The sequence below is a fragment of the Streptomyces sp. NPDC041191 genome, assembly GCF_055591945.1.
Map to the genome: position 1 here is coordinate 1 of NZ_JBVIZC010000017.1, position 26,261 is coordinate 26,261.

Sequence of the window (26,261 nt, forward strand, 5' to 3'; positions counted from 1 at the left end):
ACACCCACCGCCACGCATAACCCCCACACACCAGCACACCAGCACGCCCGGCGGCTCCCCTCCCCACAGGACGGGAACCACCGGGCGTACCCGTGTGGACGAGCAGGGCCTGTCGATGAGTACAGGGGGCCTCCGGGGCACGACGTAACGGATCGCGCGCCGCCGAGTTCGCGCGGTCCGCCCGTTCGGGCAAGCGTCCGTTCGGGCGATCGGACGACGGCGCGCCCGCGCACGGCCGGGGACGGCACCCCGCGCCGCGACGAGGACGACGGGCGGGGCGGCCCGGCGGGTGCGCGGTCCCGTACGGAACGGGACGGGTCCTTCGCCGCCGCGCCCGTTCCGTACCGGCGCTCCGGCGGTCAGACGCCCAGCTTGGCCCGGACGCCACCGGCTGCCTTGGCGGGACGCGCCGCGACGCGGGCCGCCCTGCGCATCACGCGGGCGTCGTGCCGCACGCCCTGCGCGGCGTGGCGGCCGCGCCACAGCAGTGAGGGGGCGCTGCCGGTGTCGTCGGCGGCGATCAGCAGACCGCCCAGCATGGACACGTTCTTGAGGAAGTGGATGCGCTGTTGCGCCCGGTCGGAGGCGTCCTCCGCCTCCCAGAAGCGGTGCCCCGCCAGCGTGGTGGGGACCAGCGTCGCGGCGAGGGCCAGCGCGCACAGCCGGGGATGGCGGCCGAGCCCGAGCAGCACGCCGCCCACCACCTGCACGGCGCCGTTGAGCCGGACGAGGTGCTCGGTGTTGTCGGGCAGCGCGGCGACGCGGTCCCTCAGGGGCCGGACGACGGCTTCGGCCGCCGGGACCACGTCCTGGGGACGGCGCAGGGAGTTCATGCCACCGGCGATGAACATCGAGGCGAGCATCGGACGGCCGGCGATACGGAGAAGACTCATGACCCTGCCTCCAGGAACGGTCAAGGATGTGGTGTCTACGGGAATCATCGGGTGCCCCGCCGGACCGCCGCCATTCGGCAGACGGCGGAACCCGGGCCACCGCCGACCGGCGGACGACCGGACCCGGACGATCACCGGCGGCCGGTCCGCCCGGGCGCGGCGCGGGCCGGGGGCTCCGCGAGGGCCGGGCCCGCCGTCCGGGCCCACTCGTCCGGGCCGGTCCGGCCGGGTGGGCCGAACGAAGGAGCCGGACGGGAAGAGCCGCCCGGCCCTTCCCCCTCCACCCTGCGCAGGCTGGAACGCAACGGCATCGTCGAGCGCGAGGTCGTGAACGACCGGCCCGTCGCGGTGGAGTACCGGATCACTCCCCCCGGGGAAGACCATGCGGCCGCCCGTGGACGTCCTCCTGGAGTGGGCACGGACGTACATGCCCCGGATCGAACAGGCCCGGGAGGCGTTCGACGCGAGGTGAGGTGCCGTGCCCGTCTCCGCGTGCCGTGCGGGCCGGGTCCCCGCCGCCCCTCAGACGGGACGTTCGGCCATGACGACCACGCCCGGCCCGGTCTGCTCGTCCGCCGGGAGCCGGAGTTCGGCGACCGGGCGCAGCCCGGCCCGCTCGATCAGGTCCACGAGCTGTTCCGGCCTCCATTGGTGCGTCGTCCAGCGGACGGGTACGCCCCCATACGCCTCGGTGCGCACCAGGTCCTCGTCGCCGACGTGCGTCGCGGTGATGAGGTGGCCGCCCGGCTTCAGTGCCCGCGCGAACCGGGCGAGCACCTGGGGAAGGACCTCACGGGGGAGGTTGAACAGCGACCACCACCCGAGCACGCCCCCGAGGGACGCCTCGCCGAGGTCCAGGTCGGTGGCGGAGCCGACGTCGAAACGGCATTCCGGATGGAGACGGCGCGCGTTCTCGATCATGCGGGGAGAGAGGTCGACCCCGGACACGTCGAGTCCGCGTCCGGCGAGATAGGCGGTCACCGTCCCGGGCCCGCAGCCGACGTCGAGGACGGGGCCGAGCCCGTCCACGGTGTCGGCGAAGGCGTCGATCGACGCCTTGAGCCACGGGTGGCGGCGGATGTCCCCCACTCCCGTCGACAGCACCATGTGGACGTAGTTGTCGGCCACCCGGTCGTAGGAGTCACGGACCGTGTCGAGGTCGGCCGGGCGGTCGATGCGGTGTGTGTTCACCGGCCAACGATAGGGCGGCGGTTCCGGCGTCGGTAGTACGGGGGTTCCGGGGCCGGTGGTACGGCGGCACCCCGCGCCACGCGCGGAGGCGGGCCCGTCGGCGACCGGTCCGGCCGCGCTTGACCTTGACACGGTGACAAGGTCTTCACTGCGACCGAGGAGGTGGTCCCGATGACCATGGCGGAAGAGGACACGCACACGACGCGCGCCCCCCGGGGAGCGGAGAGCGCCGACGCGTCGGTCCGGTTGCGGGCGGCGCTGGCGGCCGGCACGGACCCGGACCCGGGGTCCGTCGGCGAACTCGTCGAGCGGTGCGCGGTCGAACCCGACTTCCACGTGCGCGAGATGCTGACGTGGGCGCTCACGCGCCACGCGGCGTCGGTGACGGTCCCGGCGCTCCTCGGCGAGGTCTGCTCGGGGGGCACGCGGGCGCGGAGCCAGGCGCTGCACACGCTGTCCAAGATCGGGGACCGGCGGGCGTGGGCGGTGATCACACCGGCCCTGCTGTCCGACGCCGACGACGAGGTGGCCCGGAGCGCCTGGCGGGCGGCGGTCGTCCTCGTACCCGAGGGCGGGGAGCGCGAGTTGGCCGTCATGTTGGCGTCGCAGCTCGGGCGCGGCGGGTACGGGACGCGGCTGAGCCTCAGCCGGGCGCTCATCGCCCTCGGGGCCTCGGCGTCGCCGGTACTGGACGACGCGGCCACGGACCCCGACCCCCGCGTACGCGGCCACGCGATCGCCACGGAACGGCTGTGGCGGGACCCGGAGGCCGGGTTCGCGTACGCGGTCGAGGAGGCGAAGCGCGTCGTGGCCCTCGGCGACGCCGACCGGGAGGAGTGACGGGCCGTGCTGATCGGCGAGGTCGCGCGACGGTCCGGGGTGAGCGCCCGCATGCTCCGGCACTACGAATCGCTCGGCCTGGTGAGGCCGACGGGCCGTACCGGCTCCGGCTACCGGGAGTACTCCGACGAGGACATCCGGCGCGTCTTCCACATCGAGAGCCTGCGGTCGCTGGGGCTGTCGCTGCGCGACGTCGGGCGGGCGCTCGACGATCCCGGCTTCGCGCCCTCGGAACTCGTCGACGACCTCGTCCGCCGGACGCGGGAGCGCATCGCGGCGGAGACGGAGCTGCTCACGCGGCTCCGCCGGATCGGCGCGGCGGAACCCGCCGGCTGGGAGGACGTCCTGCGGACCGTCGCGCTCCTCCGGTCGCTCGGGTCCGAGGACGCGGGGACACGGCAGCGCGCGGCCCTGGTGGCGAGCGAGGAGGTTCCCGTACCGGTGGAAGCGCTGGTCGAGGCCGTGCTGAGCGAGCCGGACCCGAACGTCGCCGGGGCCCTCCGCTGGGCGCTGGCGCGGTCCGGCGGGGACGGGCCGGCACTCCTGGCGGAGGGGCTCCGCTCCCCCTCGGCCGAGGTGCGGGAGCGTGCCGTCCGGTCCCTCGCCGAGCTCCCGGGCGCCGGGGCGACCGGGCCGCTCCGGGACGCCCTCGCCCACTCCGACGCCGTGGTGCGCGGGTACGCGGCCCTGGCGCTCGCGGAGCGGGACGCGGCCGACGCGGTCCCGACGCTCCTCGACATGGTCGTCGAGGGGAGGAACGACGTCGACGCGGCCGACGCGCTGGGCGCGGCGGCGGGCGACCCCGCGACGGCGGACCGGATCGTCACCGGACTCCTCGACCGCCTCGGCCGCCGACCCCTCGGGGCGTCCGCGCGTCGGCGGCTGACCCAGGCGCTCGCGGACGTCCCGGGGGCACGGGCGTCGCGCGCCCTCGTGGAGCTGTCCCGGGACGAGGACCGTGCCGTGGCGCTCACCGCGGCGTACGTCCTGGCCCTGCGCGGCGAGCGGTGACGCGGAGGGAGCCGAACCGGGCTGCACGGAGCCGGCCGGAACGTGAGCGGGCTCGGAGCCGGTGCGCGGCGCAACCGTACGCCTTCCTTCAGAGGGTGAACGCAAGGAGAGCGGCGAGGTGACCCCACATCAGGAGCGGTACGTGTTTTGGCCGTTGTCGGTGTGAACTCTTGACGACATGCCGGGCTGGCGGTTGACTCACCGCACCGCGCCGGAAGCAGTCCCGACAACGTTGTTCCGCCCCTCTCCCCGGAAGCTCCCCGTGGTGCGCCGCGCTCGTCGTCACCGTGGGGGACCGGGAACGGCCGGGTCGTCCCGGACGGGGTCGGGCGTCGGGTCCGGAACGGATTCCAGGGCCGCTGCCCGTGTTCACGAAGTGTTCGTTCGTGGGGCGGCGCGTCCGGCCGGGACGGTCGTCCCGGTGTACGCCCTGCGCACCACCCGTGCCATCCCGTTCCCCGATCCCCCTCGCGCGACAGCAGGCAGAAGGAGCCGCCATGCCCTCCGCAGAACACCGAACCGCCCGACACCGCGGGAGAGCCGTGGCGGCGGTGGTCGCCGCCACCGCCGTGCTCGGCGGGCTGCTCGCCGGAGCCCTGCCGAGCGCGGCCGCCGCCGACGAACCGGTACCGGTGGCCGTCGACCGTTTCGAGGGTGAGGTTCCCTTCGCCACCCCTCCGGCGGAGGGGATCTTCACCTGGGGCAGCGACGCCGACGACCACCCGGTGCTGCGGATCGCCGAGCGCGCCGACGCCCCCGAGGGCAGCCGGGTCCTGGAGGGCACGTACGACATCAGCGGCTGGGGCGGGTTCACCCATGACTTCGCCTTCGACCGGCCGGCCCACGACTGGACCGCGTTCAAGGGCGTCCGCTTCTGGTGGTACGGCCAGAACACCGCTCCCCTGCCACCCGGTTCGGGCCGGCGGATCAACTTCGAGCTCAAGGACGGCGGCGCCAACGGCGAGGCGTCCGAGCTGTGGACCACGTCCTTCACCGACGACTGGGAGGGCTGGCACCTCGTCGAGATCCCGTTCTCCGAGTTCCGGTACCGGTCCGACTACCAGCCCGTCGGCGGCATCGACCAGGTCCTCGGCCTGAACGAGATGTGGGGGTACGCGCTGACCCTGCCGCCCGGCTCCCCCGGCAGGTTCGCCCTCGACGGCATGGAGCTGTACGGCAGGGCGGAGCCCGCGCTGCACACCAAGGTGATCACCGACGCCGCCGTGTACCCGGTGGCCGAGGGCGGCAGCGCGCGGGTGAAGGTGACGGTGGCCACCACCGGTTCGGGCCCCATCGGCGAGCCCGTCACCGTCGCGTACACCACCGGGGAGGGGACCGCCGAGGCCGACAAGGACTACGCGCCGGTCAGCGGCGTCCTGACCTTCCCGGCCGGCACTCCGTCCGGTACCTCGCAGACCGTCACCGTGGCGACGGAGAAGGACGGTTCGGCCGAGGAGGCCGAGACGATACCGCTCACGCTCGACGTGACCGGCGCCAAGGCGCCCGCCGAGACGCCGCAGGTCGTCGTGGACGCGCACGGCCTCCCGTACCTCGACAAGCGGCTGCCGGTGAAGAAGCGGGTCGCGGACCTCCTCGGGCGGATGAGCCTGGAGGAGAAGGTCGGGCAGATGACCCAGGCCGAGCGCAACGCGCTGCGGTCGCAGGGCGACATCGCCTCCTACCGGCTCGGCTCGCTGCTCTCCGGCGGCGGTTCGGTGCCGACGCCCAACACGCCCGAGGCGTGGGCGAAGATGGTCGACGCCTACCAGCTCCGGGCGCGGGCCACCCGCTTCCAGGTTCCGCTGCTCTACGGCGTGGACGCGGTGCACGGGCACAACAACGTCATCGGCGCGACGATCATGCCGCACAACATCGGCATCGGCGCCGGGCGCGACCCGAAGGTCGCGGAGCGGACCGGGGCGGTCACCGCCAAGGAGGTCCGGGCCACCGGCATCCCGTGGGACTTCGCGCCCTGCGTGTGCGTCACCCGGGACGAGCGCTGGGGCCGTTCGTACGAGGCGTTCGGCGAGGACCCGGCCCTGGTGAAGGCCATGGAGACGGTCATCGACGGCATGCAGGGCGCGAGCAGCGGTGCGGACCTGCACCGCAACGACAAGGTCCTCACCAGCGCCAAGCACTTCGTCGGCGACGGCGGCACGGAGTTCGGGTCGTCGACGACGGGTTCGTACACGATCGACCAGGGCGTCACCAGGGTGACCCGGCAGGAGCTGGAGGCGGTGCACCTGGCGCCGTTCGCCGAGGCGGTGAGGCGCGGGGCGGGCACGGTCATGCCCTCGTACTCCTCGCTCGACGTCATCGGTGACGGCAAGGGCCCGGTGAAGATGCACGCCAACGCCGAGATGATCAACGGCGTCCTCAAGGACCGCATGGGCTTCGAGGGGTTCGTCATCAGCGACTGGCAGGCGATCGACCAGATCCCGGGCGACTACGCGAGCGACGTGCGGACCTCGGTCAACGCCGGCCTCGACATGATCATGGTGCCGACCAACTACCAGGACTTCACCCGGATCCTGGCGGAGGAGGTCACGGCCGGGCGGGTCTCCCGGGCGCGCGTGGACGACGCGGTCGCGCGGATCCTGACCCAGAAGTTCCGGCTCGGCCTGTTCGAGAAGCCGTACGCCGACACCACCCACCTCGGTTCGGTCGGCTCGGCCGCGCACCGCGCCGTGGCGCGGGAGGCGGTCGCCAAGTCACAAGTACTGCTGAAGAACGACGGCGGCGTGCTGCCGCTGAAGAAGTCACAGAAGGTGTACGTCGCCGGCTCCAACGCCGACGACCTGGGCAACCAGGCCGGTGGCTGGACCATCAGCTGGCAGGGCTCGTCCGGCCGGAACACGACCGGCACGACGATCCTCGAAGGCATGCGCAAGGCGGCCCCGGACGCCGAGATCGCCTACTCGAAGGACGCCTCGGCCGCGACCGGGGGGTACGACGTCGGGGTCGTGGTGGTCGGCGAGACGCCGTACGCCGAGGGCGTCGGTGACGTGGGCAACGGCCACGACCTGGAGCTGACGGCGGCGGACAGGGCGGCGGTGGACAAGGTCTGCGCGGCGATGCCGTGCGCGGTCCTGGTCGTCTCCGGACGGCCGCAGCTGATCGGGGACCGGCTCGGGGCGATCGACGCCCTGGTGGCGTCCTGGCTGCCCGGCACCGAGGGCGACGGCGTGGCGGACGTGCTGTACGGGACGCGGCCGTTCACCGGCCAGCTCCCGGTCACCTGGCCGAAGTCGGAGGCTCAGCTCCCGATCAACGTCGGTGACGCCTCGTACGACCCGCAGTTCCCGTTCGGCTGGGGGCTGACGACCCGGCCGGTCCCGGTCTCGCGGACCGGGGGCGAGCTGGTGCTCAGGACGATCGGCCTCGCGGCCGGGGCGCTCCAGGCGGCCGGGCGCGGGACGTCGCCCGAGGGCCGGGAGCTGCTGTCCCGGGCGAGGGACGTCGTCCAGAAGAGGATCGGCCCGAACATCACCCCGGCGACGGCCAAGCCGTTCGCGGAGGCGGACCGGCTGCTGCTGTCGGGAGACCTGGCGGGCGCGGTCGCACGGCTGACGGCGGCGTACCGGGCGGCCTGAGCCGTTCGGGGGAGGAACGCGCCGGACCGGCCGACGGCCCCGGCCCCTGAGGGGGCCGGGGCCGTCGGGATCCTCACGAGGAGGTTCAGGCGACGCTGATGTTCTCCGCCTGCGGGCCCTTCTGGCCCTGGGTGACGTCGAACGTCACGCTCTGGCCCTCCTGGAGCTCACGGAAGCCGGAGGAGTTGATCGCCGAGTAGTGCGCGAAGACGTCCGGGCCGCCACCGTCCTGGGCGATGAAGCCGAAGCCCTTTTCCGCGTTGAACCACTTCACAGTTCCCGTAGCCATGTCACATGCCTTCCAGTCGATGAACGCTTTCCGCACCCTGCGGAAAACGGAGGTGATCGCCCTGGTCCCTGCGGCACAGCACAGCAAAACACCCACACCGGAGGCATGGGCAGAGGGAACTTCCGAACCACGACAGCTGACGGGAACGCTACACGTCCACACACTCCGTGACCACAGGAAACGGCCACGCGTTCTCCGGCGGTGCGTGCGGAGCCCCTCTGTCACGGCCCTGTTCTCAGCCGGCGGGCGGCGGATTCACCGGTTCGGCGGCACGGCGGTACTCGGCGTTGATGCGCTGGGCTTCCTCCAGCTGGTCCTCCAGGATGACGATGCGGCAGGCGGCTTCGATGGGGGTGCCCTGATCGACGAGTTCGCGGGCGCGGGCGGCGATGCGCAGCTGGTAGCGGGAGTAGCGGCGGTGGCCGCCCTCGGAGCGCAGCGGGGTGATCAGGCGGTGTTCGCCGAGGGCGCGCAGGAAGGCGGGGGTGGTGCCGAGCATGTCGGCGGCCCGGCCCATCGTGTAGGCCGGGTAGTCGTTGTCGTCGAGTATGTCGACGGGACGGGTACCGCGAGGGGGCATAGACCTCTTCTTCCGGGACTTTTCCGGGGCTTCTTCGGGGTTGTGCCGGGGGTGCGGGGCGGGGTACGTCGGGGGGCCCGGTCGCCGTCACCGGCGCCCGGGCCCCGAGCCTTCACCACCATGTGCCGGCCGAACCGCACCGGCCTTCTTCTTCCGCTCCCCTGCGCCCACCGGGGCGAAGGAGCGGGGATCGCGACTGTGTGACCGGGGACCACCTTCCCATCCGGGGCCTGCGGTACCCGGGCGCGTACGCCCGGGCGATCCTGATGGCGTCCGCTCCTTACCTCTTCTTTCCTTCACTCCACCAACGGGCACTGCTGCGCGGCCCCTGGGACCACCCGGCCCGGCGGCCGGCGGAGGAACCCATCACACCCGGCTCCGCCACCCCACCGCCGTTCCGCACCTGCTGAACCTGCTTGAACCTGCTCGCGCGGCAGTGCGTCCCTGCCGCGCCCTTCGGACTTCCTTGGCTACGAACAGAACACTAACCCCACCACCCGCCAATGTCTACCTTCGCCACGACAGATTTTCTGCACCGGAACCCGACGGGAAACTACTCCGGGGAAGAGGGGCACACCGTGCGCGACGGCGGGAGCGACGCTGCCGACGCGGGCCCTTCCTCCGCCGCCGGTGCGCATCCCCTCTCCCGCCGAACCGGCCCCGGCACGGCATCCGCCCCCGCCCGGCGGGGACCGACGTGCGGGGGAGGCGGGTCGATGCCGTCCCCGACGTGTCCGCTCGTGCATGATGCTCGCCACGGGCTCCGCACCGGGAGCCGAGCGGGAAGGAAGTGGCAGGCGTGGGCACGGGACGGTCCGCTCTGGAACACCGGCGGCAGGCCGAAGAACACCCGTGGCCGCCGCGGTGGATACGCTGGCTGCCGCCCGCGCTGATCGTGGTGTCGATCGTGCTCGATCAGGCGACACCGCCGTCCTACTTCTTCGGCTCGCTGCTGACGGCCTCGGTGGCGCTGGCCATCTTCGCCTACCCGCCGCTCGGCGTCGCCGCCACCGGTGCGGCGGCATGCGGCCTGCTGGCCGTCACCGAGCAGGTCGAGGACGACATCGGCCCCCAGACCGTCACGACGCTGATCGTGCTGGCCACGGTCACCCTGCTCTCCGTCGCGCTGTGCGCGGTGCGCGTCCGTACCGAGAAACGTTTCCGCCATGTGCAGGCGGTCGCCGAAGCGGTGCAACTGGCCCTGCTGCGACCGCTTCCCGCCCAGGTGGACGGGGTGCGGATGGCCGGTTTCTACCGGGCCGCCGACGACGAGGCGCTCATCGGCGGGGATTTCTACGGCGTCCGCCGGACCTCCTTCGGGGTCCGCGTGATCGTCGGGGACGTCAAGGGCAAGGGCATCGAGACCAGCCAGACCGTGGCCACGGTCCTCTCGTCCTTCCGGGAGGCGGCCCTGCTCCAGCCGACGCTCGCCCAGCTCTCCGACCGGATCGAAACGGCGCTGCAGCTCGACCGCGCCGGCGCCGAGCCGTTCCCGGACATCGGCGGCGCACCGGAGCCCGCGCCGCCGGGAGGCCCCGGAGAGCCGGTGACGCTGGCGGACGAACTCTTCGCCACGGCGGTCCTGCTCGAGTTCTCCCCGGACACGGGCGAAGTGCGGGCCCTGGACCGCGGTCACCAGCCCCTGCTCCTCGTCGGCCCCCGCGGCACGAGCGTCGTGCGGGCCGAGCACAGCCTGCCGCTGGGCATGGGAGACCTCCTGGACGGGCAACCGCCCACCGTGACCTGCCCGATGGGTCCCGGCGACATCCTGATCGCCTACTCCGACGGCGTCACCGAGGCCCGCGACCGCACCGGCGCCTTCTACCCCCTCCTCGAACGCCTGCGGGCCCACTTCGACGGCGGTGCCCGACAGCCCTCCCCCCTCGGTGTCATCGACTTCCTCAGGCAGGACCTCGCCCGGTGGGCCCCCGCCCTCACCGACGACGTCGTCGCCATCGCCCTCCAGCCCGTCCCGCCGGCCCCGGACGTGTGACCCCACCGCTGCCGCCGACCCCGGACGTGTGACCCCACCGCTGCCGCCGGCGCGGGACCCGTACCGTCCTCCTCGCCCAACGCCCCGGCCACCGGAAGGGCTTGCCGGACGGATTCGGTGAACCACGCGGTACGGGAGGGCCGTTCACCCGCCCGCGCGGCGCGCCGGGCGATCGTTCACCTGGTGTACACGCGGGGCCGGGGGCACCGGTCGCCCGGTGGCCGCCGTTCCGACACGAGGGGGGTCCACGCTCACGCAGGACCGTCCACCCCCTCTCGGAGGAGATCTGCGTGACCCGCTCCACGATCGCCCGGTCGTCCGCGCTGGCCGTGGCCACGGCCCTCGCGGCGGCCGCCCTGGCCGTGCCGGCCCGGGCCGATGGGCACCACCGCCTCTCCGGCGGTTCGCTGCCGTCCGTGACCCCTCGCGCGGAGACGCCGTCGCTGCACGACGACGACGAAGGCGGCAACGCCGACGCGGACGACCCGGCCATCTGGCGCGACAACGCCGCCCCCGGCCGCAGTCTCGTCATCGCCACCGCCAAGGAGGGCGGCCTGCGCGTCTACGACCTGGACGCGCGCCCGGTGCAGTCGATAGCCGCGCCTCCCGCCGCCGGGGAGGACGACGCCCCGGGCCGCTTCAACAACGTGGACCTCGTCCACGGTCTGCGCCTCTCCTCGGGGAAGGCCGATCTGGCCGTCACCAGCGACCGCGGCAACGACCGGCTGCGTTTCTACCGCATCGACCGCGACCGCGCCGGCGGCCCGCTGACCGACGTCACCGACCCCGCCGCGCCGCCCGTGTTCTCCAGGGACCAGGCCGAGATCGACGACCAGCGGACCGCCTACGGCCTGGCGACCTGGACCGACCCCGCGACCGGGAAGGCGTACGCCCTGGTCAGCCGTCGCGAGCGCACCGGCATCACCCTCCTGGAGCTGCTGCCGGCCGCCGGTGGCAGGGTCACCTACCGCACGGTCCGCACCCTGGACCTGCCCTCCGCCTTCCGGCTCCCCGACGGCACGTCGTGGTCGCCGTGCGCCGAGCCCGGCGAACTGCCCCAGGTCGAGGGCATGGTGGTCGATCCCGCGAACGGCATCCTGTACGCCGGTCAGGAGGACGTCGGCATCTGGCGCCTGAAGGCCGACCTCACCGGCACCCCGGAGCTGATCGACAAGGTCCGCGAGTACGGCGTCCCCGGGGTGTACGACGAGGAGACCGAGGAGTGCGCGCCGGGCGCCGATCCCGGCTACGGCGGCACCAGGATCACGGCCGACGTCGAGGGCCTGACGCTGGTCGAGGAGGAGGACGGCGACGGTTACCTCCTCGCCTCCAGCCAGGGCGACCACACCTTCGCGGCCTACGACCGGGAGCTGGAGGACGACAACGAGTACGAGGGCGGCTTCCGGGTCGCCGCCGCGAGCGGCACCCTCGACGGCTCCGAGGAGTGCGACGGCGCCGCCGCCCTGAACGCCCCTCTCGGACCGAAGTACCCCCGTGGCCTCCTCGTCGTGCAGGACGGCCACGACTCCCCCGGTGACGGCGACCGTCCGTCGACCAACTTCAAGTTCGTCGACCTCGGCACCGTGACGGACGCCCTCGACGACTGACGCCGGCGGTGCGCGCGGCGGGTCCGTCCCGTCGGCCGGCGGACGTCCCGGACCGTTCCGCCCGGGCCGGCCGGCGGGACGTCTCCTCGCGCACCCCCTCCCCGGACCGGGCGCCCGTGACCTCGCGGGCGCCCGGTCCGCTTTTCATGCCCGGGAGCGTCCGGAGCGGCGGCCTCGAGTTCGGCGATGCCGCGGCCGGGTACGTCGGCGGTGGCCACGGCACCGGCGGGTTCGCGAGCGGGTCGACGTGCTCGGCCCGGAGTCGCCCACGGCGGAGAAGGGGAACGCGGACCGGCCGTCCGTCCGGTGGTCGGCGCCGTTCGTGAGGGACCGCGTCCCCGTGCCCGGCGCGCGGAGCCTGCCGGCGACCGGCTTCTCCGGGCCGTAGTGGTGCGGCACGACCCGGGGCCGTCCGGACCTTCCGGCGCGACGGTCCGGTACGGCGGGCGATGTGCCCGTGCGGCCGTGCGCGAGCGCCGTACGGAGCCGCCGGGCCGGCGGGTGCGGGGGGCGGCCCGCCCGCCGGAGCAGGTCGTTTCCCGGGGACGGAGAACGGTCGTGTCCGATGCCTTGACCCCTCCGGGAGCCGAACCCTACCGTGCTCAAGGCCTTGCGGAAAATTTCCGAAAAACTTTGCAACTCCTCGCGTTCACCGGCCCGTTCCGTCGATGCCGCGTGTCCGCGCCCCCACCCCACCCCCACGAGGAGATCCCCATGAGACTCCGCCTCGGAAAAGCCTCCCGCCGGACCGGTGCCGCGCTCGCCGCCGCCGGCCTGGCGCTCGGGCTCACCACGACGCTCGCCCTGCCCGCGCAGCGGGCGACGGCCGCGCCGGCCGTCAACGGGGCGAAGAAGGTCACCGCCGTCCTGTTCGAGTGGAACTTCGACTCGGTCGCCCGCGAGTGCACCCGGACGCTCGGCCCCAAGGGCTACGGGTACGTCCAGGTCTCACCCCCGCAGGAACGCATCCAGGGCAGCGCCTGGTGGACCGCCTACCAGCCGGTCAGCTACAAGATCCAGGGGCCGCTCGGCGACCGCACGGCCTTCAGGAACATGGTCGACACCTGCCACGGCGCCGGGGTGAAGGTCATCGCCGACACGGTCCTCAACCACATGACGTCCGGCTCGGGCACCGGAACCGCCGGGACGCGGTACACCAAGTACGACTACCCCGGCACCTACTCCGACGCCGACTTCCACGGCTGCCGCCGCCCGATCGGGAGCGACTACTCCGACCGCCGCACCATCCAGGAGTGCGAACTCGGGGACACGGGCCGGCCCTCGCTCTCCGACCTGGACACCGGCAGCGCCCACGTGCGGGGGCGGATCGCGGAATACCTCAACGACCTCCTGTCCCTGGGCGTCGACGGTTTCCGCGTGGACGCCGCCAAGCACATCCCCGCGAGCGACCTCACCGCCGTCCGCGCCAGGCTCAGCGACCCGGACGTCTACTGGATACAGGAGGCCATCTTCGGCGGCGGCGAGGCGGTCTCCCCCTCGGAGTACCTCGGCAGCGGCGACGTCCAGGAGTTCCGCTACACGACCGACCTCAAGCGGGTCTTCACCCACGAGAAGCTCTCGTACCTCAAGAACTTCGGCGAGGCGTGGGGTTACATGCCGTCCGGCCTGAGCGGCAGCATGGTGACCAACCACGACACCGAGCGCAACGGCAACAGCCTGAGCTACCGTGACGGCGCGCGTTACACCCTCGCCCACGTCTTCATGCTCGCCCACCCGTACGGCAGCCCGTCGGTCCACTCCGGTTACGCGTTCGGCAGCCAGGACGACGGCGCGCCGACCGGCCACGCCGTGCGCGCCTGCTACAGCGACGGCTGGTCCTGTCAGCACGCCTGGCGCCAGGTGGCCAACATGGTCGCCTTCCGCAACGCCACCGAGGGCACCGGCGTCACCGACTGGTGGGACAACGGCGGCAACGCCATCGCCTTCGGCCGGGGCGACAAGGGCTTCGTCGTCGTCAACCGCGAGAGCGGCCCGGTCACCCGGACCTTCCGGACCTCCCTGCCGGCCGGCACCTACTGCGACGTCCAGCACGGCGACCCGGTCGCCGGGGGCGGCTGCACCGGGACCTCGTACACCGTCGGCCCCGACGGCGGGTTCACCGCCACCGTGGCCGGTGACGACGCGCTCGCCCTCCACGTCGGCGCCCGGGGCGGGGAGTCCCGCGACAACACGGCCACCGTGTACTACGCCACGGACCGGAACTGGTCCGCCCACTACCTCCACTACGCCCCGGCCGGCGGCGCCTGGACCGCGGTCCCCGGCGTCGCCCTGGAGCCGGCCTGTGCCGGCTGGGTGAGGAAGACCGTCGCCCTGGGCTCCGCCACGACCTTCCGGGCCGCCTTCAACAACGGCGCCGGCGCCTGGGACAACAACGGCTCCGCCGACTACTCCCTCGGGACGGGTGACGTCACCGTCAGGGGCGGGACCGCCGGTACGGGCAATCCGTGCGAGGGGCGGAAGGAGACCGGCGCCTCGTTCGCCGTCACCGCCGCCACCGTGCCCGGCCAGAGCATCCACGTCGTCGGCGACCTCGCCGCCCTGGGTTCCTGGTCGCCCGCGAGCGCCCTCCGGCTGGACCCCGCCGGCTACCCGGTCTGGAAACTCGACGTGAAACTGCCGGCCGGCACCGCCTTCGCGTACAAGTACGTCCGCAAGGAGGCGTCCGGCGCCGTGACCTGGGAGAGCGGCGCCAACCGCACCGCGACGGTCCCGGCCTCCGGGACCGTCACCCTCACGGGCACCTGGCGCGACTGACGCCGCACGCCCGGACCGCGGGCGGGCCCGGCTCCGTGCCGGCCCGCCCGCTCCGTACGTCCGGCCGCCCTCCGGGGATCCCACGCCCCGGCCGCAACGGCTTGCCGAAACACACGGCAACACTTTGCGGACTTGATCGGCCGACTGCTTGACTCGCCGGTGACCGGCGGCAGTCGCGGCCCCTTCGCGAGAGGAACAGCCATGAGCAGCGAGTACGACGTCCTCGTCCTGGGCGGATCGGGCGTCGACACGATCGTGTACGTTCCCGCGCTCCCGCTCCCCTACGCCGACAGCTACATGATCCGGCCCGGCATCGAGACCCGCGCGGGCCAGACCGGGGACTTCGTGGCGCTGGGCCTGCACTCCCTGGGGTTGCGCACCCACCACGTCGACATGGTCGGCGACGACCCGTCCGGGGACCTCGTCCGCGCCTTCCACCGCGACCGGGGCATCGGCTTCACGGAGGTGCCCCTGCCCGGCGGGACGAAGCGGGCCGTCAACCTGGTCGACCCCGAGGGGCGCCGTCTCTCCCTCTACGACGACAGCCGCTCGCGGGAGTCCGACCGGTTCCCCGAGGAGCTGGTGCGCGGGCTGGCCTCGGTCAGCCGTCACGCGCACGTCTCGATCACCCACCCGTGCGCCTTCGCCCTGCCCCTGCTGCGCGAGGCCGGCCTCAGCGTCTCCACGGACCTGCACAACTGGGACGGCGAGAACCCCTACCACGAGGCGTTCGCCCTCGGCGCGGACGTGGTCTTCGTCTCCACCACCGCCCTGGCCGACCACGAACGGACCATGCGGCGCGTCCTGGAACGGGGCCGGGCCGAGGTGGTCGTCGCCACCGCCGGCGCCGAGGGCTCCTACCTGCTGACGTCCGACGGCACGTTCGACCACGTCCCGGCGGTCGCCCCCCGCGCACCGGTCGTCGACTCCAACGGCGCGGGCGACGCCTATGCCGCCGGTTTCCTCTACGGCCGCCTCAACGGCGAACCCCCCGCGCGGTGCGCCCTGTACGGCGCCGTCGCCGGGGCGTACGCCTGCACCGTGCCGGCCACCGCGAGCGAGGCCATCGGCCGCGCGGCCCTCCTCGACGAGGCCGCCGCGCTCACCGGCCGGCGGAGCGGCGCGGAGGCCGGGGCGTGAGCGGCCGCACCGGGCCACGGCCCACGACCACGACCACGACAAGAACCACGACAAGAACCACGACAAGGACGAGGACGAGGAGCGGCAGAACATGACGGAACCACCCGCCGCCGGTGGAGGACGCCTGGTGTACGGATGCATGGGTCTCGGCGGCGGCTGGGACACCCTCCCGTACGCGGCCGCGGACGTCGCCCGCGCCGAGGCGGCCGTCGGGGCGGCCCTCGACATCGGCATCACGGTGTTCGACCACGCGGACATCTACCGGTACGGCAAGTCGGAGGCCGTCTTCGGCGAGGTGCTGTCCCGGGCGCCGGGACTGCGCGAACGGATCACCCTCCAGACCAAGTGCGGCATCCGGCTCCCCGAGGACGGCCGGCCCGGCCTGTACGACCTGCGCGGTCCGAGCGTGCTGCGCCGGGTGGAGGAGAGTCTCACCCGGCTGCGGACGGACCACGTCGACGTCCTGCTGCTGCACCGGCCCGATCCGCTGGCCGATCCGGAGGAGCTGGCCGCCGCACTCGCCTCCCTGCACCGGCAGGGCATGGTCCGCCGCTTCGGCGTGTCGAACATGCACGCCGCCCAGATCGCGCGCCTGCGGTCCTTCCTGGACCTGCCGCTGACCGTCAACCAGCTGGAGATGAGTCTGCACCGCCGGGACTGGGTCGAGGAGGGCGTGCTCGTCAACACCCCGGCGGGCGCCGGTGTCGGCTTCCCCGCGGGCACGGTGGAGTACTGCCTGGAGCAGGGCATGGAACTCCAGGCGTGGGGCGCGCTCGCCGGCGGCCGCTTCTCCGACCCGGGGTCCGGCCCGGCCGCCGCGCTCGTGGACCGGCTCGCGCGGGCCGCGGGCACCACCTCGGAGACCGTCGTGCTGTGGTGGCTCCAGCGCCATCCCGCCGGAATCGTGCCGGTGATCGGCACCTCGCGTCCCGAGCGCGTCCGCGCCTGCCGCGACGCCGTCTCGCGGGCACCCGCCCTCGGGCACGAGGAGTGGTACGAGCTGTGGACGGCGGCACGCGGCGCGCCGCTCCCCTGAGGCCGCTCCGGTCGCGCCCGGGCCGGCGGGTCAGCGCGTGGCCGTACCGCTCACGCCCGTCGCCGCGAGCAGGGCGCCCGCGGTGTTCCGCCGGACGGTGACGAGCCGGCCGGGAGCGAGAAGCGGCTGGGCTTCCTCTCCTGCCAGCCCGCGTCGCCCGCGGTGACCAGGGTGTCCTCGGTGGCCCAGGTGGACAGGCCCACCGCGCCCGTGATCGGTCCGGAGACGGCCGGGGTTCCGGAGGCGCGGCTCGGCACGACCCGGTCGCCGGTGTTGTTCGTGAAGAGCTTCTGGACCTCGTAGCCGGCCGATCCCCAGGAGCGGTTGTCGTTCTCCAGGAACCACTGCGGCGAGTTGTAGTGGTCATGGTCGCTTCCTTCGGGAGGGGCGGAGCCCGGCGGGCGGACCTGTGACGCGTCGGCACCTCTGCCCCCTGCTCCGACCGCGCTCCTTGAAGTACCCTGCGGAAAACGACGAGGGGGAACACATGACCGCTCTCCTGGCCCTGTTCGGAGTCGTCTTCGGTCTCGGCGCGCTGTCGTTCGTGGTGGTTCTCCGCCGCGGCGGGAACCGGACGGAGACGGCGGAGGGCCTCCTCCGGGAAGAGCGGGCGCGGCTCCAGGCCCAGCAGGACCGGACGTCCTACAACGCCTGGGCCGTACACAACTACCTGCCGACCGCAAGTGACAGCTACGGCCGCCGGGACCGGCGGCACTCCTGACGTCCCGGCGGCGGCCCGTCCCCCGGACCGCGATCCCGGCAGGGGCGGCGGGCGACACCTCCCCGTCGTCGACGACTGCGTCACCAAGGCCACGGCCGCCGGACAACTGCCCGCGCCCGTCGCCTACGACATCCCCGGCCGTGACCGCGGTGGCGCCTCCGGCGGCGGCGCGGCCGACGCGGAGGGGAACCGCCTCACCCCGGAGGAACGGGAGACCCGCTTCGGCATGTTCCGGTAAGCCGACCAGCACCTCGCCGCGCAGGGCCCGCAGTTCAGGGCGGGCGTCTTCTCGCCCGAGTTCGCGGAACGCCTCGTCGACGGCGGCCGAGAACGCCTCCGGGCGTCGACGTCCGCTCCCGCTCGGAGCGCGAGCCGCCCCGGGACGGAAAAGCAGGACGGGAGAGCGAGACGGCCGGAGGGGCACGCCCGCCGTTCCGCCGGTGGCGGAACACCGGGCGAACCGGGCTCGACCTTCCCTACGGTCCCGTCCCATGACGACGATCACGACGCGTACGGTCGAGTACCCGGCCGACGGTTTGACGATGGTCGGGCACCTCGCCCTCCCGGCCGGTGCCGGCCGCCGGCCCGCGGTGCTGCTCGGACCGGAGGGCATGGGGCTCGGCGACGTCGAGCGTCGCCGGGCCGATGCCCTCGCCGGGATGGGATACGTGGCGCTGGCCTTCGACCTTCACGGCGGGCGCTATCTGGGCGATCCCGAGGAGATGCTGGCCCGTTGCCTGCCGCTGCTCGCCGACCCCGGCCGGATGCGGGGCATCGGCCGTGCGGCACTCGACGTGCTGCGCACCGAACCGCGGGCCGACCCCGACCGGATCGCCGCCGTCGGTTACGGCACCGGGGGCGCCGTCGCGCTGGAACTCGGGCGCGACGGCGTCGACCTGCGCGCGATCGGGACGGTCAACGCGCTGACCACGGGCCGACCGGGCGAGGCTGCGCGCATCCGCTGCCCGGTGTGGGCCGGCGTCGGGTCGGAGGACCCGATCATGCCGCCCGCGCAACGGGACGCGTTCACCGCCGAGATGCGGGCCGCGGGCGTCGACTGGCGCCTCACGGTCTACGGGGGCGCCCTGCACGCCTTCCACCACCCGCCGGTCGACCATCCCACGGTCCCCGGCGTCGGTCACCACCCCCGGCACGCGCGGCGTGCCTGGCGCGACGTCGTCGGCCTGCTCGCCGAGTGCCTGCCCCTGACGGAGGATCCGGAGGCGTGACCCCGGCGGACGGCCCGGTGCCGGGTGGGCGCACCGTCGTCCACGCCCCGGACCTGGGCTGGCGCGATGCCGACCTCGGCCCCCTGCTTCCCGGGGACCTCCCCCTGGTCGTGGACAACGAGGCCCGCTTCGGCGGTCTGGCGGAGTTGTGGCTGGGCACGGACACGCCGAGGACCTTCCTGCACGTCTCCGCCGGGGCCGGCATCGGCGCGGCGGTGGTCGTGGACGGGCACCTGCTGCGCGGGGCCCGCGGTCTCGCGGGTGGGCTGGGGCACGTGCCGGTCCGCCCGGACGGGCCGGCCTGCGGCTGCGGCGGTCGTGGCTGCCTGGAGCAGTACGCCGGCGAGAGGGCGGTGCTGCGGGCGGCCGGCGGGAACCGGACGCCCGCGAGGGCCTGCTCGCCGAACGGGCCGCCGCCGGCGACCGGGCGGTGCGGCGGGCCCTGGAGGGGGCCGGCGAGGCGCTGGGCATCGCGCTCACCGGGGCGGTCAACCTGTTCGACCCCGAGGCCGTCGTGCTGGGCGGCGCGCCGGCCGCTCTCGCCCCCTGGCTGCTGCCGTCCCTGCGGGAGGAGCTGGATGGGCGGACGGCCGGGCGGGCCTGCCCGGTGTCGGTCTCCCGGCTCGGCCCGCGAGGCCCCCCGCTGGGAGCGGCGCACTGGTGGTACGGGCCCTGCTGGACGATCCGGTGGGGGCGGCCGGCCGGCACGCCTGAGGCACGCCCCTCCCCTTCCGCCGCCCTCCCCTTCCGCCGCCCTCCCCCTCCCCTTCCGCCGCCCTCCCCCTGCGGGTCCGGCGCGGCCCCTCCCCCGGTGTCGCGGCGGCACGTCAGAGGCTGCGGGCGGTGACGTCGCCGTAGGCGGTGGTCGCGTGGATGTCCAGGGTGGCGGCGCCGTCGTTCCTCAGGTCGTTGCCGACGCGGCCGTGGCCGGTGCCGGCGTCCAGCGAGGCCGAGACCCCGCGGGCCGCGGCGACCGAGATGTCGCCCTGGTCGGTGCGGAGCGTGACCGTACCGCGTACGGCCTCGGCGATCCGGATGTCGCCCCGCCGGGTGCCGATCTCCGCGGGGCCGTTCAGCCGGCCGACCTCGATGTCGCCGTCGGTGGCGGTGAGGCGGACGCTCTCCGCCTCGTCGATCTTGGTCCGCCGGTACGCGCCGTCGAAGACGACGTCGCCGAGGCGTCCGACGCCCCGGAACTCGGTGGCGGCCGCCTTCCCCTCGACCCGGGAACCGGCGGGCAGCCGGACGGTGACCTCGACGGAACCGGAGGGACCGAGGGACTGGTTCCTCACCGGCACCCCGATCCGCAGGACGCCGTCGGCGTACCCGACCGTGGTCTGCTCCGCGGCCTTGACGTCACGGCCCCTGGAGGGGTTCGCGGGCAGGACTTCGACCACGGTGTCGGCCCGGTCGGCGGCGATGACCTGGACGCGCCCGGCGGGGATGTCGAGGACGACGGCGATCGGGGCGGGGGTGTCGAACGTCTGCATGGTGTTCTCCTTGCGGCTTGTCGTTTCTGACATGGGAAAAGCTACGTTGCGTTCACACAGTTGGCAACGCATCGATTACAGGGGAATGCCATAACCGCAGATCAGATGCGCTGAATCGTTGCATCGGGCTGCCATTTAACGCAACGTCAGGCAGCGTGCTCGTTGCAATGAAAGGAGAGTGAACGCTATGCTGGGAGCTCCAGGAGGACGAAGGAGGCCCGGATGCCGGGAGGCAGGCTCACCCAGAAGGACCGTCAGCAGATCGCGCTGGGGCTGGCCGACGGCCTCGCCTACGCGGAGATCGCGAGGGGCCTCGGCCGGCCGACCTCGACGATCACGCGCGAGGTCATGCGCAACGGCGGGCCGGCCGGGTACCGCGCGGACCTGGCCCACCGCGCCACGGAACAGCGCGCCCGGCGGCGCGGGCCCACCCCGGACCGGTCCGCGCGGACCGGTCCGCAGCCGCACGGACGCGACCCGGGGGCCGTCCGCGCGTACGAGGAGTCGTTCACCACGGTCATGGTGGAGGCGGGCCTGCCCAGGATGGCGGCCCGGGTGATGGTCGCCCTGATGATGACCGACGCCGGCAGCCTGACCGCGTCCGAACTCGCCGAACGCCTTCGGGTCAGCCCGGCAACCGTCTCCAAGTCGATCGCCTTCCTGGAGGGCCAGACCCTCGTCCGCAGGGAGCGCGCCGAGGGCCGCCGCGAGCGTTACGCCGTCGACGGCGACCTCTGGTACCAGTCGATGACGGCCAGCGTCCACTCCCTCGTCCGGCAGGTCGAGGTGGCACGGGAGGGCGTCGCCGTCCTCGGCTCCGGCACCCCGGCGGCCGTCCGTCTGGAGAACGTCGCGCGTTTCCTCGACTACGTCGCCGAAAGTCTCGCGCGCGCCGCCGAACAGGCCCGCGAAGTCCTCTCCACGCGGCCCGCGGCGGCGCCGGACGGCATCACCGGCCCGGACCCGGAGCGCGGACGGGAAGCCCCGGCGGACGCTCCGGGGACGCGGGGCGGCGCCGCCGTTCGGCGCCCGTGAGCGGCGACGGCCGGACCGGGCCGTCCCGCCGGGAGGCGGGCGGGGCATCGGTTGCGTCGTGAAACGGTTCGCGGCCCGGTGGCGTGCCACCGGGCCGCTCGTCCCGGAGGCCGGAGGCCGGGATCAGAGGTCGTTGTCGATGCCGGTGACGGCCGGCGGACCGAGCGGAGCACCGGATTCCGCGATTCCCGCCGCCCGCAGCGCGGCCGAGACGAGCTTCGTGGCGTCCAGTTCGGCCTCGTACCGGTCCGTGGCCTCGACCTCCAGGCGGATCGAGAAGGTGCCGTCCTCGTTCACGGTGAGGAGGTTCACGCCCTCGCTCTCGCTCACGTCGGTGTGCCGGGGGGCCAGTCCCCGTTCCAGAGCCGAACGCTCGGAACCGGTGATCCCGGAGACGAACGTTCCCGGAACGGTGATGACGAATGTGGTCATGGTGCGTCCTCCCGTGGGCGCGGTCCGGGGTCAGGCGTTCGCGTGGCGGGGAGCGCTCACGCGTCGCGGTGCGGCGCGGCGGGCCGGGCTCCCGGTGGCGGTCCGGAGGCGGCGCAGCCACAGGGAGACCGTGCAGAGCAGCCCGGCGAAGACGGCCAGCAGGAGCGTGGAGATCCACATCTGCCGGGTCCCGGGATGGGCCCATCCCGTCCAGGCCGCGGCGGCCGCCCACAGCAGGACGCCCGCCGCGTAGAAGGCGCGGACCCGGCGCAGCTGCCGCGCCGCCCGCAGGGACATGAGGTCGTCGGTCTTCGGTGCCATGCGGACCCGTGTACCCCGATCGGCGCGATCCACCAGTGGTGCGGCCCGGTGTTTCCGGGTCCATCCCGGCGGCCTCGCCCGCCGCCGGGACGGGCCCGCTCCCCCGGTCAGCCGGCCACGGCGTCGTTCCGCTCCCGGTGCTCCGCCAGGACCTCGGCGGCCCTGGTCCGGTACGCGCGGAAACGGCGCAGGTACGACCGTGCCATGGGACCGGGCGGGACGCCCCGGGCGAAGGCCCGCATGTTGTGCTCGCCCGTGTTGTAGCCGAGGGCGAGCAGTTCGTCGCGGGTGTAGCGGCGCGCGTGCCGCTCCGGGAGGCTCCGGTCGAGGTCCTTCAGGTGCAGGGCGGCCGCGTGGATGGCGAGGGCCGGGTCGTCGCGGAGGTCCTTCCACCGCTCCGACAGGCCGTGCGCCCGGCGGACCTGCTCGAACGCCGCGCGGTGCATGTTGGCCAGCCCGAAGGAGGCCCCGGGTTTCCACCACTGCCACAGCCGCTCCAGGAGCGGGTGGTGCGGCTTGTACGCCTCGTTGTGGAGCACGGTCATCACCAGCAGGGGCGAGACCCCCGCCTCCTCGGCGCTGCGCACCACGGACGGGGCGTAGTCGGCCGGGTCGTAGTCGCCGGGGCGCAGCGGTGGCGTTCGCACGTCACCCCGGTCCGCCGTCCGGGTCCGTCGCTTCGACGCCGTCGGTCGCTCGGCCATCCTCACCCGTTTCTCTCCCGTTGCTCGCCGCCCGTGAAGGCGGGACTTTCTCGTTCCGGGGAGCGCGTGCCCGTGCCGCCCGGTCTCAATCCGTCTCGCCGCCCCCGTCGTTCCGGAGGCCCGGCCGTACGGCGGCGGAACCGGCCAGGTCTGGTGGGACCTCGCCCTCCTCGCCCCGGGCACCCCGCCGGCCGCCGTCGGTCTGCCGTGGCGACGCGGCGGCCGGCCCCTCCGTCCCCGTCCGCCGCCGCCCGGCGGACCGAGAGGGCGCCGCTCCGCCCGTCCGGCGGGCGGTGTCCTCGTGATCACCGGGCGGGTGGGGCGACGACCGGCGGCGCACCCGTGTGATCGGATGGGGTTCATGAACATCCGGACCTTGTACCTGTTCAGCAGCGCCGCCCCGCCCGTCTTCGACATCGCCCGGGTCGTCGAAGAGGCACAGGCCGACGGCTGGGACGTGTGCCTCGGACTGACGCCGAGGGCCGCGCACTGGCTCGCCGGCTCCCTCGACGGCCTCGCCGCGCTCACCGGTCACCCCGTGCGCTGGGACCACGCGCTTCCCGGCGAGCCGGAGGTGTGGCCGGAACCGGACGCGATACTCGTGGCGCCGGCCACGTTCGGCACGGTCAACCAGTGGGCCCTGGGCATCACGGACAAGTGGCTCGTGGGCGTGGTCGCCGAGGGCATCGGGAAGGGCGTCCCCATGGCGGCGGTGCCGTGCGTGACCCCCGCGCACGTCGCGCACCCGCAGTTCGAGCGGTCGGTCGAGACCCTGCGCGGCGCCGGGGTGCGGGTCCTCCACGGCGAGGAGGCGCCCGCTCCCCGTCCGTCCGGGCGGGAGGAGCCGGACGCCTACCCCTGGCGGGCCGCGCTCGACGCCGTCGCGGACGTCCTGCGCCCCGCTTCCTGACGGGCGGTCAGGAGGCGCCCCGTCCCGCCCCGGGCGCGGGGCCGTTCCCCGGGCGCGGACGGGTGCGCCCGGAGAGCGGCACGGCGGCCCCGGAGGGGGTCAGGCGGTGAGCACCGCCCGGTGGGCGTCGAGGGTGCGCAGGTCCTCCAGGAGAGCGTCGTGGTCGGAGTTCCACAGCAGTACGGCGGCGCTGAAGTCCCGGATGTCGCGGGGCGCCTCCGTGGTCCGGCCCGTCTCGACGTTCCACTGCCAGTGGTGGTCGCTGCGCAGCCGGGCGGTCCGGAGGTCCACGACGGTGCCCGCGCGCTTGGGGAAGTACGCCCAGGCCGCGTGCAGCCCCGTGGCCTCCGGGGCGAGGGGACGTTCCCCGCGCTGGAGCCGGAAGTGGGACTCCTCGATGTCCACCCCCCAGGCGATGCGGTGGGTGGAGGGCACGAGCGCCGCCGGGGCGCGGGACGCGATCTCCAGGAAGACCAGTTCGCCGTCGGGGCGGCGGAAGACCTCGTGGTGGAAGACGCCGTCGCGCGGCTTGTCGCGGAAGGCTTCGAGGACCCGCCGGTTGAACTCCTTGAGGGCCTCGGCCTCCGGCCGGTCGTCGGGCAGCGTCCAGGAGGCGCAGAGACGGCCCTTCAGGTAGTCGTAGCAGGGGTGCAGGTACCTGTTGGCCTTCGCGTGGAGGATCTCTCCGTCCCGGACGGTGGTGTCCACGTGGAAGAGGTCGCCGTCGAGGTACTCGTCCAGCTCGAAACGGCGTTCGCCGGCCTCCCGGGCCCAGGCGTGCAGGGCGGCGGCGTCGCGCAGGACGGCGGTGCCGACGCTGCCGGACTCGTCGAGCGGTTTCACGAACACCGGCCAGCCGAGGTCGTCGCCCAGCCCGGCGGCGTACCGTTCGGGGTCGCGGTGGTAGTCGGCGGCGGACCACTCGCGGTGTCTCGGCAGCCGTACGCCCGCGTCCGCCAGGGCGGCCTTCATCGCCAGTTTGTCGACGAACGGGGCCACCTGCTCCGGGCGGTCGCCCGGCACGCCGGCCAGGAGGCGCGCCTCGGCCACGGCGCCGAGCGCGTACTCGTCGTGGCACAGCAGGCGCACGCCGTCGCGGTCGCCCGGGGGCAGGGCGTCGCGCACCGCCGTCACGCAGCGGGCGATGCCGGACGGGCTGAAGTCCTCGTGGACGATCACGCGGTCGAAGACGTCCGCGCGGTTGCGCTTGAGGAGCTTCTGGTGCTGCGTCGGACTGGTGACCAGGACGGTGCGGCGGTGGGGGCGGGCCAGGACGGCGGGGTCGATCCGGAAGGACGCGACGTTCTGTACGACGATGTCCGTCAGCACGTCAGCTCCCGTCCGGGCGCTGGTCGGGGGTCCGCGCGGTTCCGGGCCCTTCCGCCCCGGGCCGCGCGGTGGGTGCGGCCGGGCGGGGCGTTTCCACGGGCGGCCGGTCCTTCTGTGTCGTCACGCGCTGCATGGCGTTCCTCTCTGAAGCTGCCACTGTCGGCGCCCGGTCGGCTGACCGGCGGCGCGCGGATCATGCGCGCGGGGACGCTTCCTGAAGTGGACGTGCCGGAAGTGGAAGCGGGAGGGGCGCCGTCGCGCCCCGGCCCGTGGAGCTTTCGGCGTGTACGTCGCCGCCGCCGGACCGGGGCGTGCCAGAGTGCCACGCATGCTGCAAGTCTGTCTCAACGGAACGCGCCGGCCCGACGAGGGCCCCGGGCTGGGAACCACCGCAGGGGAACTGGCGGCCGAGGCTCGGCGGGCGGTCGGCGCGGGGGCCGAGGACGTCCATCTGCACCCCAGGGACGGGCGGGGCCGGGACACGCTGAACCCGGTGGTGGTCCACGACGTGCTCCAGGCCGTTCGCGAGGCCGTCGGGCCCGGGGTCCGCGTCGGGGTGACCACGGGCGCGTGGATCGAGAGCGACCCCGCGCGCCGGGCCCGGCTCGTCGAGTCCTGGACGACGCTGCCCGACCACGCGTCGGTCAACTGGCACGAGGAGGGGGCCGGTCTGGTCGCGCGGACGCTGGAGGACCGGGGCGTCGGCGTCGAGGCCGGGCTCTTCTCCGGTACCGACGGGCCGCGCGCCTTCCTCGCGTCCCCGTTCGCCGGCCGCGTCCTGCGCGTGCTGGCCGAGATCACGGACACGCCCGCCGACCGGGCGGCGGACACGGCCCGGGAGATGGTCCGGCGCCTGTCGGCGGCGACACCGGCGCCGATCCTGCTGCACGGCGACGACGCGACGGCGTGGCCCGTCCTGGAGACCGCCGCCGAGCTGGGCCTGGACACCCGCATCGGCCTGGAGGACGTGCTGTTCCTTCCGGACGGTTCACCGGCCGGGGGAAACGCGCCCCTCGTGGAGGCCGCTCTGGGCATCCTGCGGCGGAGCGGGGCCCGTTCCGCGCGCTGAGGGGGCGGAACGGGGGCCGGGGCCGGCCGGTGTCCGGGAGACACCGGCCGGCCCCGGCCCCCGTCGCGCGGCG

The 26,261-nt window shown here is 74.1% G+C and carries 23 protein-coding genes and 3 pseudogenes; 16 read left to right on the top strand and 10 right to left on the bottom strand.

Annotated features, from left to right (window positions below; all coding sequences use genetic code 11):
• Positions 1–359: 359 nt before the first annotated feature.
• Positions 360–893, bottom strand: a complete 534-nt coding sequence (locus tag ACZ6AQ_RS27280; RefSeq protein WP_468763251.1) for a DoxX family membrane protein — start codon at positions 891–893, stop codon at positions 360–362.
• A 279-nt stretch (positions 894–1,172) separates the two neighbouring features.
• Between ACZ6AQ_RS27280 and ACZ6AQ_RS27285 the strand changes: the two are divergent.
• Positions 1,173–1,365, top strand: a pseudogene (locus ACZ6AQ_RS27285) (winged helix-turn-helix transcriptional regulator); the annotation flags it as partial.
• A gap of 50 nt (positions 1,366–1,415) precedes the next feature.
• Here ACZ6AQ_RS27285 and ACZ6AQ_RS27290 read toward each other — a convergent pair.
• The gene (locus ACZ6AQ_RS27290) at positions 1,416–2,084 is read right to left on the bottom strand and encodes a class I SAM-dependent methyltransferase (protein WP_468763253.1); all 669 of its coding nucleotides are present in this window, start codon (positions 2,082–2,084) and stop codon (positions 1,416–1,418) included.
• A 171-nt stretch (positions 2,085–2,255) separates the two neighbouring features.
• On the opposite strand from ACZ6AQ_RS27290, the gene ACZ6AQ_RS27295 reads away from it, so the two are divergent.
• From ACZ6AQ_RS27295 to ACZ6AQ_RS27305, 3 genes are all read left to right on the top strand, one after another.
• Positions 2,256–2,924, top strand: coding sequence for a HEAT repeat domain-containing protein (locus tag ACZ6AQ_RS27295; RefSeq protein ID WP_468763255.1), 669 nt, complete (start codon positions 2,256–2,258; stop codon positions 2,922–2,924).
• Positions 2,925–2,930: 6 nt separating this feature from the next.
• Positions 2,931–3,935, top strand: coding sequence for a MerR family transcriptional regulator (locus tag ACZ6AQ_RS27300; RefSeq protein ID WP_468763257.1), 1,005 nt, complete (start codon positions 2,931–2,933; stop codon positions 3,933–3,935).
• A 497-nt stretch (positions 3,936–4,432) separates the two neighbouring features.
• Positions 4,433–7,528: a glycoside hydrolase family 3 protein gene (locus tag ACZ6AQ_RS27305; protein WP_468763259.1), complete on the top strand. Its 3,096-nt coding sequence runs from the start codon at positions 4,433–4,435 to the stop codon at positions 7,526–7,528.
• An 85-nt stretch (positions 7,529–7,613) separates the two neighbouring features.
• Here ACZ6AQ_RS27305 and ACZ6AQ_RS27310 read toward each other — a convergent pair whose 3' ends face one another.
• Positions 7,614–7,817: a cold-shock protein gene (locus ACZ6AQ_RS27310; RefSeq protein WP_388699788.1), complete on the bottom strand. Its 204-nt coding sequence runs from the start codon at positions 7,815–7,817 to the stop codon at positions 7,614–7,616.
• Between the two features lie 235 nt (positions 7,818–8,052).
• Positions 8,053–8,397, bottom strand: a complete 345-nt coding sequence (locus tag ACZ6AQ_RS27315; protein WP_388699785.1) for a helix-turn-helix domain-containing protein — start codon at positions 8,395–8,397, stop codon at positions 8,053–8,055.
• Between the two features lie 799 nt (positions 8,398–9,196).
• On the opposite strand from ACZ6AQ_RS27315, the gene ACZ6AQ_RS27320 reads away from it, so the two are divergent.
• The 5 genes from ACZ6AQ_RS27320 to ACZ6AQ_RS27340 all read left to right on the top strand — a co-directional run bounded on the left by ACZ6AQ_RS27320 (position 9,197) and on the right by ACZ6AQ_RS27340 (position 16,948).
• On the top strand, positions 9,197–10,390 hold the full coding sequence (locus tag ACZ6AQ_RS27320) for a PP2C family protein-serine/threonine phosphatase (RefSeq protein WP_468763260.1): 1,194 nt from the start codon (positions 9,197–9,199) through the stop codon (positions 10,388–10,390).
• A 290-nt stretch (positions 10,391–10,680) separates the two neighbouring features.
• Positions 10,681–11,997: a phytase gene (locus ACZ6AQ_RS27325; RefSeq protein ID WP_468763262.1), complete on the top strand. Its 1,317-nt coding sequence runs from the start codon at positions 10,681–10,683 to the stop codon at positions 11,995–11,997.
• Positions 11,998–12,711: 714 nt separating this feature from the next.
• Complete coding sequence (locus tag ACZ6AQ_RS27330; RefSeq protein WP_468763264.1) at positions 12,712–14,772, top strand: carbohydrate binding domain-containing protein; 2,061 nt, start codon at positions 12,712–12,714, stop codon at positions 14,770–14,772.
• A 201-nt stretch (positions 14,773–14,973) separates the two neighbouring features.
• A complete protein-coding gene (locus ACZ6AQ_RS27335) occupies positions 14,974–15,912 on the top strand; it encodes an adenosine kinase (RefSeq protein WP_468763266.1) in 939 nt (312 codons plus the stop codon).
• 91 nt (positions 15,913–16,003) lie between these two features.
• Positions 16,004–16,948: an aldo/keto reductase gene (locus ACZ6AQ_RS27340; protein ID WP_468763268.1), complete on the top strand. Its 945-nt coding sequence runs from the start codon at positions 16,004–16,006 to the stop codon at positions 16,946–16,948.
• 152 nt (positions 16,949–17,100) lie between these two features.
• Here the strand turns inward: ACZ6AQ_RS27340 and ACZ6AQ_RS27345 are convergent.
• A pseudogene (locus ACZ6AQ_RS27345) lies at positions 17,101–17,292 on the bottom strand (hypothetical protein); the annotation flags it as partial.
• Between the two features lie 143 nt (positions 17,293–17,435).
• Between ACZ6AQ_RS27345 and ACZ6AQ_RS27350 the strand changes: the two are divergent.
• The 4 genes and pseudogenes from ACZ6AQ_RS27350 to ACZ6AQ_RS27365 form a co-directional block, all read left to right on the top strand.
• Positions 17,436–17,669 (top strand): hypothetical protein, encoded by a 234-nt coding sequence (locus ACZ6AQ_RS27350; protein ID WP_468763269.1) that lies wholly within the window; start codon positions 17,436–17,438, stop codon positions 17,667–17,669.
• Complete coding sequence (locus tag ACZ6AQ_RS27355; protein ID WP_468763271.1) at positions 17,632–17,907, top strand: hypothetical protein; 276 nt, start codon at positions 17,632–17,634, stop codon at positions 17,905–17,907. Before ACZ6AQ_RS27350 ends, ACZ6AQ_RS27355 begins: the two co-directional genes overlap by 38 nt.
• Before the next feature lie 253 nt (positions 17,908–18,160).
• A complete protein-coding gene (locus ACZ6AQ_RS27360) occupies positions 18,161–18,898 on the top strand; it encodes a dienelactone hydrolase family protein (RefSeq protein WP_468763273.1) in 738 nt (245 codons plus the stop codon).
• 26 nt (positions 18,899–18,924) lie between these two features.
• Positions 18,925–19,612, top strand: a pseudogene (locus ACZ6AQ_RS27365) (ROK family protein); the annotation flags it as partial.
• A 113-nt stretch (positions 19,613–19,725) separates the two neighbouring features.
• Here the strand turns inward: ACZ6AQ_RS27365 and ACZ6AQ_RS27370 are convergent.
• Positions 19,726–20,388 (bottom strand): DUF4097 family beta strand repeat-containing protein, encoded by a 663-nt coding sequence (locus ACZ6AQ_RS27370; RefSeq protein WP_468763368.1) that lies wholly within the window; start codon positions 20,386–20,388, stop codon positions 19,726–19,728.
• Positions 20,389–20,610: 222 nt separating this feature from the next.
• Between ACZ6AQ_RS27370 and ACZ6AQ_RS27375 the strand changes: the two genes are divergently transcribed.
• Positions 20,611–21,423: a GbsR/MarR family transcriptional regulator gene (locus ACZ6AQ_RS27375; RefSeq protein ID WP_468763274.1), complete on the top strand. Its 813-nt coding sequence runs from the start codon at positions 20,611–20,613 to the stop codon at positions 21,421–21,423.
• A 123-nt stretch (positions 21,424–21,546) separates the two neighbouring features.
• On the opposite strand, the gene ACZ6AQ_RS27380 is transcribed toward ACZ6AQ_RS27375, so the two are convergent.
• From ACZ6AQ_RS27380 to ACZ6AQ_RS27390, 3 genes are all read right to left on the bottom strand, one after another.
• Positions 21,547–21,855, bottom strand: coding sequence for a hypothetical protein (locus tag ACZ6AQ_RS27380; RefSeq protein WP_468763276.1), 309 nt, complete (start codon positions 21,853–21,855; stop codon positions 21,547–21,549).
• A gap of 30 nt (positions 21,856–21,885) precedes the next feature.
• Positions 21,886–22,176, bottom strand: coding sequence for a hypothetical protein (locus ACZ6AQ_RS27385; RefSeq protein ID WP_388697915.1), 291 nt, complete (start codon positions 22,174–22,176; stop codon positions 21,886–21,888).
• Positions 22,177–22,283: 107 nt separating this feature from the next.
• Entirely contained in the window at positions 22,284–22,823 is a 540-nt protein-coding gene (locus ACZ6AQ_RS27390) for a lytic transglycosylase domain-containing protein (RefSeq protein WP_468763278.1), read from the bottom strand.
• Between the two features lie 418 nt (positions 22,824–23,241).
• Here ACZ6AQ_RS27390 and ACZ6AQ_RS27395 point away from each other — a divergent pair, with 418 nt between their 5' ends.
• Positions 23,242–23,790, top strand: coding sequence for a flavoprotein (locus ACZ6AQ_RS27395; protein ID WP_468763279.1), 549 nt, complete (start codon positions 23,242–23,244; stop codon positions 23,788–23,790).
• A gap of 99 nt (positions 23,791–23,889) precedes the next feature.
• On the opposite strand, the gene ACZ6AQ_RS27400 is transcribed toward ACZ6AQ_RS27395, so the two are convergent.
• Positions 23,890–25,119 carry an ATP-grasp domain-containing protein gene (locus ACZ6AQ_RS27400; protein WP_468763281.1) on the bottom strand — a complete coding sequence of 410 codons (1,230 nt, stop codon included), beginning with the start codon at positions 25,117–25,119 and terminating at the stop codon, positions 23,890–23,892.
• Positions 25,120–25,447: 328 nt separating this feature from the next.
• On the opposite strand from ACZ6AQ_RS27400, the gene ACZ6AQ_RS27405 reads away from it, so the two are divergent.
• Positions 25,448–26,188 (top strand): 3-keto-5-aminohexanoate cleavage protein, encoded by a 741-nt coding sequence (locus ACZ6AQ_RS27405; protein WP_468763283.1) that lies wholly within the window; start codon positions 25,448–25,450, stop codon positions 26,186–26,188.
• The last annotated feature ends 73 nt before the right edge of the window (positions 26,189–26,261 follow it).